This window comes from Candidatus Pyrohabitans sp. (genome assembly GCF_054014795.1).
Genome location: NZ_JBPMGE010000031.1, coordinates 1 through 10,875 on the forward strand (window position 1 = coordinate 1; position 10,875 = coordinate 10,875).

Consider the following 10,875-nt stretch of genomic DNA (forward strand, 5'->3'; position numbering starts at 1 on the left):
CAGCCCCTCGTGAAACTCCAGCTTCATCCCCATGGCTTCGACGAGCACCAGAATGTCGCTGAAGATTATCGCAGCATCAACGCCCAGCCTCTCCACAGGCTGAAGCGTCACCTGCGCAGCAAGCCTAGGGTTCCTGCACATATCCAGGAAAGGGTACTCCGCCCTCACCTTCTGATATGCCTCCATGTAGCGCCCCGCCTGGCGCATCAGCCACACTGGGGTGCGCTCAACATCTTCGCGACGGCATGCGCGCAGAAAAAGATGCTCCTCGCTCACAGCAAGCCTCCTGGTAGAAAATTAAAAGCAGGAGGATTTAAAATTTTTCGTTAGAGTAGCGACTGTCTTCTTCACACAAGGCTTGACATTGAGAAGATTGCCGCAACAACCTTTATATTCCGCCCCGTCTCCATATTTAAATGAACAAAAATGAAAGCTCTGCTCCTCGATGAAAAGGCACAGGTAAGCCTTGAATTTATCCTGCTTGCGGGTGGCATTATTGTGGGTGCTCTCACCATATTCACCCTTCGTGACTCCCTGAAGAACTTTGCCCAGGTGGTGAGCGACTGGGTTGAGTCTGAAAGAAACCTCTCTATAGCCAAGGTTACGAGATAGCCTCATGGAAATGCATCCTGCGGTGGTGCTCGTCGAAGGGCTCCACATGCACAAGCGCCGAGGAAATCTCAGGCATCTTCTGGGTTATCTTCATCTGAACCTCATGGGCTATCTCATGGGCCTTTTTAAGGGGTATATTCTCATCCACACAAACGTGAAGGTCAACCTTGTTGTATGCACCCATAGCGTGCACACGCACGCGGTGCACATCTATAACACCCTCCACCTCACGGCTCAGCCTCTTGATCTCTCCCACCATCTCCGGCGATGGTACTGTGCCCATGAGGTGCATAATATTTCTCCAGCTTATCTCCACAGCAACCTTGAAGATGAGCAGTGTGATGCCGAGGGCGATCAGCGGGTCGAGGGTATGCAATCCCAGCCTGCTCGCTGTGATGCCAGCTAAAACAGCCAGGGAGATGTACACGTCGCCCCTGAAGTTGGCGGCATTTGCAGCCAGGGCGGGGCTGCTGATTTTCTCGGCAATTCTCCTGGTGTAGCCAGCCAGAAGCACTTTTCCTGCGAGGTTGACAGCAACCGCTAGGGCGGCTATAAGCCTTACACCCTCCTCGGGAGCAGAGATAAGACGCTGAAAGGCGTGCTTTGCAAACTCATAGGCGAGCAGGGCGAGCATAAGCGAGGCGATTAGTCCGGCTATGGCCTCGGCGTCGTAGTGACCATAGGGGTGGCTCTCATCCGCGGGTTTGTAGCTTATCCTGATTCCGAGCCAGGTGATGGCGGATTGGAGCACATCGGAGAATGAATCTATGGCGTCTGCAATAAGCGCCGTGCTCCCTGAATACACCCCTGCGAAAAACTTCATCGCAGCCAGGGATAGGTTCCCGAAAACTCCAACCAGCGATGCTCTCTCGCCAGCTCTGTACCTGTCCAAGTCCATACCCGGGCCTCCCTACTGTTTTATAGTACAACCGCCCATATATTAATCAGGATGTTCAGGCCTGCTCGCATGCTTAAACTTTTCTGCATAATCCACGAATCTGCCTTAGAGCCCGTACTTGAGCAGCTTCAGCGCATGGCATGCATACACTTCTTTAATGTGAGAGAGTATTTCAAATTTCTGACGCCCGTTGAAAATAGGATGGAGGAGATTTCTGTCCTCGAAGAGAGGATTTCTGAGCTTCTCTCTGATCTAAGACCGGAGGGAAAGATGAGCTTCCTTGAAAGGCTTTTGGGGCCCAAGGTTGTGCCTGTTGAGATACTTGAGAGGGCGGAGAGCCTGGATGTAATAGAGGGTGAGGTGGAGCAGGTTGAGATTACCTACCTCACCTTTTGCGAGAAGCTCTCCGAGGTTGACGGTGAGCTAAGAAGGATTGAGGAGGAGATGGACGCCATAAAGAGGGAGGCGATTGACATAGAGGCGCTGCCTGAGGACAGCGCTCTAAAAAGGATGTACGTGGAGCTTGTGCAGGAGAGGGCGGCAATGGAGAGGTGCCTCATGGAAATTGAGGCAGAGCTTTCCCTATTTAAAAAGGAGAGCTATCCCCACATGCTCGCCCTTAAGGAGAGGATAAAGAACATTAAACTCCGTGCAGAGGCTCTGGAAAAATTCGGACGTTCTCGCAGTACAATCTTCTTTGCTGGCTGGGTGCCCGAAAGGGACAGGGAGCGGGTGGGCAGTGCGGTAGAAGAAGCGGCTGATGGGCTTGCGATTTTAGAGTTCTATCCACCTACCAGCGATGAATCACCGCCAATACTTCTGGAGAATCCGCGGGTTATAAAACCCTATGAGGTGCTGACCACCGCCTATGGCTTGCCGGAGTACAACGGTATAGACCCGACGCCCATCCTCGCCATAACCTTTACCGCCATGTTCGGAATGATGTTTGCGGATGTTGGCTACGGGTTGGCGCTCAGCCTTCTCAGCCTACTCCTGTACCTCCTCACCACCTACCGGGAGAGGGTGCTGAAGGATGTCAACCTCATAGTCTTTTACGCCGGCACCGCATCGGTGTTCTTCGGACTATTGGCAGGTGAATTCTTTGGCGGCCTGCTGGAGATTCGACCCCTCCTCGGCAGCTACCTGCAGAACCTCCAGCTTCTCCTCGTACTCTCCTTCCTGCTCGGTCTTACCCACATCTCCATAAGCCTGATTTCAAGGGTGCTATCCCTGAAGGATGTGGGCTATCCCATCTCACTCCTCCTCATCCTCTGGGGCTCAGCGGCTTACCTTGTCCTGCCCCAGTTCAGGACACCTTCCACAGTAATCCTCATCGCAGGTCTGGGGCTTCTTGCAAAGGACAGGGGCGTTGAAGCACTGGAGGAGCTTATCGCGCTGGCAGCCAATGTAATCTCATACGCCAGGGTAGGTGCACTGGCGGTGATTCACGTTACCATGGCGAGGCTCCTGGTGGAGGCGGTTGAAACCATACCGGGTGGAGTAGCAGGGGTAATACTCACTGCCATCATCTTCGCTCTGGGCGCTGTCTTTATCCTCGCCTCAGGCACCTTCATAGTATTTATTCAGTCCCTACGCCTGCACTGGCTGGAGTTTTTCCGCAGATTCTACTCCGGAAAGGGGGAAATGTTTAAGCCCCTTGCCTATATAAGTGAATATACATACATGCTGTGAGGCTTGCTATGATATCCAGGATACTACTCGCCACGGACGGCTCGGCCTTCTCAGAGGTGGCCGGGGAGTATGCCCTCTACTTGGCTGCAAAGCTCGGTGCCAGGGTTACAGCGCTTCATGTTATCAAGCTGGAGCCTCCCAAAAGACTTTCTCCAGAGGAGGTGGAGGCTGAAAAGGTTAGGGCTGCTAGAACAGTTTTTCACATCCTTGAGAAGGCAGCCGCAGAGAAAGGTGTTGAACTGAAAACAAAGGTGTTAATCTCCAGAAATGTGGGCGAGGCGATAACTGAGGAGGCAAGGCTGGGGCGCTATGAGCTTATTGTTGTCGGCAGCCTAGGCAAGACAGGATTAAAAAAGCTCCTCCTGGGCAGCGTTTCGGAGATGGTGGTGAGGCACGCCCCATGCCCTGTGCTGGTTGTCAGGTAGCTAAAACCGAAGTGAACGAGATTCTCTTTTGTATTGCGGAATAATACGCCTTTTGTGGTGTTTTTCCTGTTGCCCATAAACGATTTTCAGAGATATTTTAAGTCCTCTGACATCTAAAAAGTAAACCATGGAGGTGAATAGGATGAGAAGGATGTTTATGTTGGTGATGACATTCATGTTCCTCCTGCCGGCGAGTGCTCTGGCTCAGGAAAACATCAGCGAGGAGGAGGCAGGAATTGCCCCTGACTCCTTCCTCTACCTGTTTGACAGGCTCTTCGAGAAGCTTGAGCTTGCGCTTGCTGTGAGTGAAGAGGCAAAGGTAAAGGTGCGTCTGAAGCATGCTGAGGAAAGGCTGGCGGAGATAAAACTGATGCAGAAGAAGAACAAGACTGAGGTTATAGTAAAGCTGAGCGAGGAATACAAGGAAGATATTGAGGAGGCGGAGAGGGAGATTGAAGAGGCTGAAAAGAAGAAAAAAAATGTGACTGAGGTCAAGATTAAGGTTGTGGAAGCCACAGCAAAGCATCTCGAGGTGCTTCAGCAGGTATATGAGCTCGTACCGGAGGAGGCAAAGCCTGCGATTGAATATGCGCTCAACGTATCGCGTACAGGGCATGAGAAGATAAAGATGGAGTTCGAGACCGATGAGGGAGAGCTTGAGATAAAGATGGGGAAGGAGGGCCTCAAGGTAGAGTTTGAGTCCAAAATCCCAGAAGAGGAGCGCGCCAAGGCAGGAAAGCAGAGGGATGGAGAGGCTGAAGAGAGTGAGATAAAGGCAGAGGTAAAGGGCAATATAACAGAGATTGAGGTGGAACTGCCAGGCGTTGAGTACAAGTTTACGCTGAACACCACGCTGAGAGAGGAGATGGTGGCGGAGGTGGCAAACCTCACAGGGCTTATGCCAGACGAGGTGGCACAGCTACTGGAGATTGAAGTTGAAAAGGAGAAGCCGGAGATCAAGCTTGAGGAGAAGGTGGAAGAGGAGGAGTCCGAGATAGAGATAGAAATTGAGGTGGAAAGGAAAGAGGAAGCTGAAGAGAAGCCAGAATCAGAGATAGAGAAGGAGGAAGAAGAGCACAGGGAGAAACCAGAGGTGGAAGAAGAGGCGCGCAGTGAGATACCTGAAGTGGAGGTGGAGATTGAGACTGGAGGTGCCGGAGCTCACGGAGAGGGATGGGGAAGGTAGCTACCCCTTCCCCCCAAACTCTTTTTTAAGGACCAGTCTGTTGGTCTTGCGGTATGGCTCCTTTTTTATTATCCCCTTTTCCTCCAGGTTTCGCACCAGCTTGCTTACCTTTGCCTTTGAGAAGCCTGTTAGCCTTACAACCTTCTCCTGCAGGATTTCACCATCCTCTGCGATTAGGTCATATACCTTCTGCTCATCCTCCCTGAGTACAAGCTTAACAATTTTGCTCTGCCCCTGCCTCTTTTTGTGGTATGCAAGATATGCATAGGTTAGCGCCGCTCCCAGGGCAAGTCCAATAGCCAAGAGGTAGGGTGAGCGCTGCTCCTGCTTTACTGTGGTGTACATAACAAAAATTCTGAAGCTCTCTCTTGGCGTAAGCTCCCACTTCTTCCATCTTATTATTATGTGCTCGCCGTCGGTGAGGATCTTCTCGGGGGTGGGATAAACGGCGGCTATCGCCCCACCCGCGCCGCGCTGCTCCGACACAAGAACACTGCCCTTTGGAAGCTTTACCAAGAAGGTGAAGTTCAACACCCTCACATCAGGCACATAGCTCATGGTGAGTATGTTATCCCCCTGGTAGCTTGAGACCATCCCCGGCAGGGTAAATACAAAGCGCAGCCTCTGCCTCTGTCCCTCTGCAAGCCTTTCCCGCAGGGGTACAACAAGGGAGTCATCCTCCACAAAAAACTCCAGTTCGCCCTGGTCGTCGTAAACCTTTACCTTTGAAGGCGTCAGGGCTATCGCATACTCCACCGCCGAGATGTTGCCCCTGAGGTTGACCACTGTGAAGGACACCTCCTCTACGGCGTTGCCATCGTAATCTGGGGCAATCGCAATGGTGTAGTCTCTAAAGTGGTACTCCTGGGCTGAGGCCACAGGTACTAGCAACAGGAGGAGGAGCAGATAGCGCATTGATAAAAATTGAGCCGGTGCTAAAATAAAGTTTTGGTAGACCTGTCCAAACCGAGGTATTAAATACAAAGAATGCCTACCTTAAGGCATGGAAATAGGCGTGGTGGGCAAGCCAAATGTGGGCAAGAGCACCTTCTTCAGCGCAGCCACGCTCAGCAAAGCTGAAATTGCAAATTACCCCTTCACCACTGTTGAGGCTAACAAGGCGATAGCCTTTGTGCGCATCCCAGAGCCCGCTGTGGAGCTTGGAGTTATCCCAAACCCGCGCAACTCCTTGAGCATCTCCGGCTACCGCTTTGTGCCTGTGGAGATGATAGATGTCGCGGGCCTTGTGCCGAAGGCACATGAGGGCCGTGGCCTGGGGAATAGGTTTATGGATGACCTCCGCCAGGCGGGTGCGCTTATTCACGTGGTGGATGCGAGCGGCTCGACGGACGAGGAGGGCAATCCCCTCAAGCCCGGGGAGCATGACCCTCGCAGAGATGTGCGCTTTCTTGAGGAGGAGATTGAGCAGTGGTTCTTCGGCATCTTCAGGCGCAACTGGGAGAAGATTGCACGGAGGGTGCAGATGACAGGCGATAGTTTTGAACGCCTCTTCGGCGAGCTCTTCGCCGGCCTTGGAATACGCGAGGCAGAGGTGCAGCTTGCGCTCAGGGAAACTGGCCTGGACCCGAGAAAACCTGCCCAGTGGAGCGAAGAGGAGCTATTCTCCTTCACCCGCACGCTGCGCAGGCTGGCGAAGCCGATAATTGTGGCTGCCAATAAGGCTGATGTTGGTGTGGCAGAGCAGAACATAGCCAGGCTGAAGGAGGAGTTTCCCCACACAGAGATAATCCCCACCAGTGCAATGGCAGAGCTCATGCTGAAGAACCTTGCAGAGGCAGGTGTTATAAGCTATATTCCCGGCGACAGCAGCTTTAAGATTTTAAAGGAGGGCGAGCTCTCGCCAAAGCAGAAGAAAGCCCTGGAGATAATCAAGAAGAATGTACTTGAGCGCTATGGAAGCACGGGTGTGCAGCAGGCGATCAATGTTGCGGTGCTGGATGTGCTCAAAAAGATTGTGGTTTTTCCAGTGGAGGATGAACACAGGCTGTGCGACGGCGAGGGCAATGTGCTGCCAGATGCCTACCTCCTCGACCAGGGTGCCACTCCGCGCGACCTGGCGTATAAGATTCACACGGAAATAGGAGAGAACTTCATCGCCGCCATAGATGCGCGTACAAAGCGAAGAATTGCCAGCGACGCGCCCCTGAAGCACATGGATATAATTAAGATAGTGACAAGAAAATAGCATGCGCATTGAGAGCTATAGCATAGAGGTTGAGCTTGAGGCTGAAAAGGGCTTTGCTGATATAACTCCGCAGGTTCAGGAGGTCGTAGCCAAGAGCGGAATGCAGAGAGGCATAGCGGTGGTCTTCAATGTGGGCTCTACGGGCGCCGTAACCACTATGGAGTATGAGCCCGGGTTAAAAAAGGATATCCCCCGCGCTCTGGAGCGAATTGCTCCGAGAGGCGAGAGCTATGAGCACCACCTCACCTGGGGTGATGACAACGGGAGCGCCCATGTCAGGGCAGCGCTTCTTGGTCCGAGCCTTGCGGTACCCTTTGAGAACAGCAGGCTCACCCTGGGCACATGGCAGCAGATAGTGGCTATCAACTTAGATACCCGCCCGAGGCGCCGCCGCATTGTGGTGCAGCTTCTGGGAGAATAGCTACTGGTTTATGAGCCGCCTCACCTTTGCGAGGAGCTCCCCCAGGTCGTGCTTCGGCGTAACAGGGTCGAGGATTACACTGTCCTCGCTCTCCAGTTCAAGCGTATCCATGCTCTCCGGTGATAGCAGCGCATACCCCCGGCGCGCATATGCATAGCCGTAGTGTACACGCCTGTCCACCTCCACCACGAAGTGGCGATGACGCAGGAAGTATGGCCTAACCTCACCCAGGCGGTACACAATAACCTCATCCATAGGCGAGATTTCACTGCACTTCAGCTGCTCCCGCGCAAAGCCTATCTCATTCTCCCCAACATCGCCTTCGCGTACCTTAGCGATGTACTTGTTGCTGAGTACCCTTTCAAGCATCTTGTTAACTGAGGAAATATTAACGTCACATAAGTACAATCAGGACTCTGCCATGTTATATGGTTATCTCTATGTCCAGCTTCTCTGCCAGCTCCTTGTAGCGGTTGCGTATTGTAACCTCCGTTACCCCCGCCACCTCAGCGACCTCACGCTGTGTCCTGCGCTCCCCCAGAAGAACGCTGGCTATGTAAAGTGCAGCAGCGCTCACGCCGGTTGGCCCCCGCCCGGAGGTCAGCTCCTGGTCCATAGCCTTCTTTAGAATCTCCCTCGCCTTGCTCCTCACCTCGCCGCTCAGCTCCAGTGCACTGCCGAAGCGCTCTATATAATCCACCGGCGTTGTGGGGCGCAGGCTCAGCCCGAGTTCGCGGGCAACGAAGCGATAGGTTCTGCCAATCTCCTTGCGGTTCAGCTTTGCGGCATCGGCAATCTCATCCAGAGTTCTGGGCACGCCGCACTGTCTGCATGCTGCATATATGGCTGCGGCGGTCACACCCTCGATGCTCCTCCCGCGAATCAACCCCTTCTCCACCGCATGGCGGTAAAGCACAGCCGCCGCTTCGCGCACATTCTTGGGCAAACCAAGACGTGAGGATATGCGCTCAAGCTCTGTAAGCGCTATGGCAAGGTTGCGCTCCATCGCATTGCCCACGCGGATGCGCTGCTGCCATTTGCGCAGGCGGTAGAGCTGGGCGCGCTTGCTTGCGGAGAGCTCCTTTCCGTAGCTGTCCTTGTTGCGCCAGTCTATAATTGTGGAAAGCCCCTTATCGTGAATAGTGTATGTAAGCGGAGCTCCTGTGCGGGTTCGCTTCACAGCCTGCTCGTGGTCGAAGGCACGCCACTCAGGCCCTTCATCCAGAAGGTCCTGATCAATTACAAGTCCACAACTATTGCACACAATCTCAGCGCGTTCATAATCGCGCATCAAACTCGTGCTCCCGCATTCGGGGCATTCATCTACGTATTCTACCCTTCTTTCCAAGGGACCTCCTCCTCTTCTCCTCTTTCTTTGATGATACAAATAACCCCTCACCCTTCGCAGCCCTTAGCGCCTTTTCCACCGCTCCCTTCTCAGGCTTGATAACGAAGTATGGATTGGAGATAGGTCCAATTATATCCACAACTTTTCCAACTTTCTCCCCATTTTTTGTGAAAACATCAGCGTATAGCGGAGGAAAATCCTTACCTCGAAAAATAAGGGTTCCACTCTTACTTACATGGCTGAAAGTCCCCAGCATCCTCAAAGAACTCTCCTCCGGGCATAAAACTTAAAACTACAGGCGACCTACAATTCTCTCGGGGTTAACACTGGTAATAATTTCTGAATACTTCTTGTCAACCCCTGAACCCAGAGCGACGCTGAGGAGCTCTTCCGGACTGAGTATGTCCTCAGGCGAATGAGCGTCAGTGCAAACTATGAGTTCTGCCCCTGCTTCCCCTGCAACCCTTGCAATGTGACCATTGGTCAGGCAGTGCCCTCTCCTCGAGGTCAGCTCAAGGTAAACCCCGTTCTCCCTCGCCTTCTCCGCCTCTTCGAGGGTTATAAAGCCCGGGTGAGCGAGGATATCCACATCACTGCACCCCACAGCGGCGGTGTTTGTCCCCACTGCGACGGGCTCAACAATGCTTTCGCCGTGTACAACCACTATGCGTGCACCCAGCTTCTTTGCAAGACGTGCAAGCTCCCCTATCCTTGAGGGTGGCAGGTGGGTGAGCTCTATCCCGGGTATAACCTCTATCCCATGCTCCTCAAGCTCTTTACCTATGCTGCGCAGGCTCTTCAGGATGAATTCGATGTTTGAGCTGTCGGCATGGTCTGTTATGGCCACGCCCTTAAATCCCTTCTCAGCATACCGCCGCGCTATCTCGGCAGGTATAAGCTCCCCATCGCTGAAAACCGAATGTACATGCAGGTCGTAGCCCATGCAAATAAATTGCCCTTTTGATATAATTTATTTTCTATCAATAGGGATAAAACTGCATGAGAAGATTAGGATAAATAGGAATAGTACAGGCATTAGTAAAATATAAAAGAATGAGGCGCCTCACGGCGCGCTGATAATCGCAAGCCTTTTAGAACCTGTAGCTTCTGCTCCTTCTCTCAGCCTTCTTCTTGTCCCGGCAGGCTTTGCATCGCTTGGGATCCTCAAAACCCTTCTCAGCAAAGAACTCCTGCTCACCCACGGTGAAGACAAACTCTTCTCCGCAGTCGACACATACTAAGGTCTTATCTTCCATTTTTACATCTCTCCTTTCTTACTTTTTTCTGTACCCTTTGTTCGGGGGCGGCACAGTCTCCCCTCTAAAGATTTTGCCGCAGTCGCAGCTCACCACCTGATAGAAGGTAGCCTTGCCATGTTTGTAAACACGGGTTGTTCCCACAACCGAGTTGAGCGAACAAAGAGTACCACAAGATGGACACCTTATCTCTGACAACTGTATATCTCCTTAGAAGAAGTCTCCCCCTTTTTATAAAGGAAAAACTTCTTTTCATCCTCTGAATAACATTCACGAAGATAAAAGTTGCTGGAAAATGTTCCTTCACCTAATCTATAAATTATTTGTTTTGGTAAAGTTTATCTTTATATAGATTTTAATGTGGTGATTGCATGAACGATGTGCTGCTAAAAGAAATTTATGATGAAGTTGTAAAAATAAGAAAGAAAATAGATATGTTGGAAGAAATTATTATTCCTAAAGAAAAGGTTTCTGAAAAAGAGTTGCTCGAAATTGAAAAGCTAAAAGAAGAGTCAATTGAAGGTGAACATATAGAATGGGAGAAGTTAAAGAGGGAATTGAGTGTATAAGGTTGTTGTCCACAAAAAGGTTGCTAAAAAATTAAAGAGCCTTAAAAATCCATATTTGAATAAGTTTTCTGAGTTTGTAGGAATTTTAGAGGAAAATCCAGTTCCCTGGAGAATGTTTGATATAAAGAAGATTGAAGGGACCGAAAATACATATAGAGTGAGGTTTGGTGATTACAGAGTCGTTTATTATATAGATAAAGCTTCAAAAACAATACACATACTAAAATTCGAGAGACGTGGCAGGATTTACTAATTTTGGAAG

Annotated in this window: 16 protein-coding genes; 8 read left to right on the forward strand and 8 right to left on the reverse strand. The window is 51.5% G+C overall.

All coding sequences use genetic code 11. The annotated features are described in order from the left end of the window. Nucleotides 1-276: uroporphyrinogen decarboxylase family protein (locus tag ACXJJW_RS03680; RefSeq protein WP_456474379.1), on the reverse strand; the 276-nt coding region annotated here is incomplete at its 3' end. A gap of 150 nt (nucleotides 277-426) precedes the next feature. Between ACXJJW_RS03680 and ACXJJW_RS03685 the strand changes: the two genes are divergently transcribed. Next, nucleotides 427-612, forward strand: coding sequence for a hypothetical protein (locus ACXJJW_RS03685; protein ID WP_456474380.1), 186 nt, complete (start codon nucleotides 427-429; stop codon nucleotides 610-612). Here the strand turns inward: ACXJJW_RS03685 and ACXJJW_RS03690 are convergent. Further along, entirely contained in the window at nucleotides 602-1,510 is a 909-nt protein-coding gene (locus tag ACXJJW_RS03690; protein WP_456474381.1) for a cation diffusion facilitator family transporter, read from the reverse strand. The two genes, ACXJJW_RS03685 and ACXJJW_RS03690, sit on opposite strands and share 11 nt — an antisense overlap. Nucleotides 1,511-1,579: 69 nt before the next feature. On the opposite strand from ACXJJW_RS03690, the gene ACXJJW_RS03695 reads away from it, so the two are divergent. From ACXJJW_RS03695 to ACXJJW_RS03705, 3 genes are all read left to right on the forward strand, one after another. Beyond that, nucleotides 1,580-3,202: a V-type ATPase 116kDa subunit family protein gene (locus ACXJJW_RS03695; RefSeq protein ID WP_456474382.1), complete on the forward strand. Its 1,623-nt coding sequence runs from the start codon at nucleotides 1,580-1,582 to the stop codon at nucleotides 3,200-3,202. A gap of 8 nt (nucleotides 3,203-3,210) precedes the next feature. Continuing rightward, nucleotides 3,211-3,627 (forward strand): universal stress protein, encoded by a 417-nt coding sequence (locus ACXJJW_RS03700; protein ID WP_456474383.1) that lies wholly within the window; start codon nucleotides 3,211-3,213, stop codon nucleotides 3,625-3,627. A gap of 142 nt (nucleotides 3,628-3,769) precedes the next feature. Further along, on the forward strand, nucleotides 3,770-4,813 hold the full coding sequence (locus ACXJJW_RS03705) for a DUF5667 domain-containing protein (RefSeq protein WP_456474384.1): 1,044 nt from the start codon (nucleotides 3,770-3,772) through the stop codon (nucleotides 4,811-4,813). On the opposite strand, the gene ACXJJW_RS03710 is transcribed toward ACXJJW_RS03705, so the two are convergent. After that, complete coding sequence (locus tag ACXJJW_RS03710; RefSeq protein WP_456474385.1) at nucleotides 4,814-5,728, reverse strand: helix-turn-helix transcriptional regulator; 915 nt, start codon at nucleotides 5,726-5,728, stop codon at nucleotides 4,814-4,816. Between the two features lie 88 nt (nucleotides 5,729-5,816). On the opposite strand from ACXJJW_RS03710, the gene ACXJJW_RS03715 reads away from it, so the two are divergent. Continuing rightward, nucleotides 5,817-7,019 carry a redox-regulated ATPase YchF gene (locus tag ACXJJW_RS03715; RefSeq protein ID WP_456474386.1) on the forward strand — a complete coding sequence of 401 codons (1,203 nt, stop codon included), beginning with the start codon at nucleotides 5,817-5,819 and terminating at the stop codon, nucleotides 7,017-7,019. 1 nt (nucleotide 7,020) lies between these two features. After that, nucleotides 7,021-7,440, forward strand: coding sequence for a secondary thiamine-phosphate synthase enzyme YjbQ (locus ACXJJW_RS03720; protein WP_456474387.1), 420 nt, complete (start codon nucleotides 7,021-7,023; stop codon nucleotides 7,438-7,440). Here ACXJJW_RS03720 and ACXJJW_RS03725 read toward each other — a convergent pair whose 3' ends face one another. The 5 genes from ACXJJW_RS03725 to ACXJJW_RS03745 form a co-directional block, all read right to left on the reverse strand. Beyond that, entirely contained in the window at nucleotides 7,441-7,809 is a 369-nt protein-coding gene (locus ACXJJW_RS03725; protein WP_456474388.1) for a hypothetical protein, read from the reverse strand. A gap of 55 nt (nucleotides 7,810-7,864) precedes the next feature. Next, on the reverse strand, nucleotides 7,865-8,788 hold the full coding sequence (locus ACXJJW_RS03730; protein WP_456474389.1) for a transcription initiation factor IIB: 924 nt from the start codon (nucleotides 8,786-8,788) through the stop codon (nucleotides 7,865-7,867). Next, nucleotides 8,760-9,044: an H/ACA ribonucleoprotein complex subunit GAR1 gene (locus tag ACXJJW_RS03735; protein ID WP_456474394.1), complete on the reverse strand. Its 285-nt coding sequence runs from the start codon at nucleotides 9,042-9,044 to the stop codon at nucleotides 8,760-8,762. Before ACXJJW_RS03735 ends, ACXJJW_RS03730 begins: the two co-directional genes overlap by 29 nt. A 36-nt stretch (nucleotides 9,045-9,080) precedes the next feature. Beyond that, nucleotides 9,081-9,731, reverse strand: a complete 651-nt coding sequence (locus tag ACXJJW_RS03740; protein ID WP_456474390.1) for a histidinol phosphate phosphatase domain-containing protein — start codon at nucleotides 9,729-9,731, stop codon at nucleotides 9,081-9,083. Nucleotides 9,732-9,879: 148 nt separating this feature from the next. Then, nucleotides 9,880-10,044: a zinc-ribbon domain-containing protein gene (locus tag ACXJJW_RS03745; RefSeq protein ID WP_456474391.1), complete on the reverse strand. Its 165-nt coding sequence runs from the start codon at nucleotides 10,042-10,044 to the stop codon at nucleotides 9,880-9,882. 371 nt (nucleotides 10,045-10,415) lie between these two features. On the opposite strand from ACXJJW_RS03745, the gene ACXJJW_RS03750 reads away from it, so the two are divergent. Together ACXJJW_RS03750 and ACXJJW_RS03755 are read left to right on the forward strand one after the other, a co-directional pair. Further along, entirely contained in the window at nucleotides 10,416-10,613 is a 198-nt protein-coding gene (locus ACXJJW_RS03750) for a hypothetical protein (protein ID WP_456474392.1), read from the forward strand. Continuing rightward, the gene (locus tag ACXJJW_RS03755; RefSeq protein ID WP_456474393.1) at nucleotides 10,606-10,866 is read left to right on the forward strand and encodes a type II toxin-antitoxin system RelE family toxin; all 261 of its coding nucleotides are present in this window, start codon (nucleotides 10,606-10,608) and stop codon (nucleotides 10,864-10,866) included. The genes ACXJJW_RS03750 and ACXJJW_RS03755 overlap by 8 nt, the downstream gene beginning before the upstream one ends. Nucleotides 10,867-10,875: the final 9 nt, after the last annotated feature.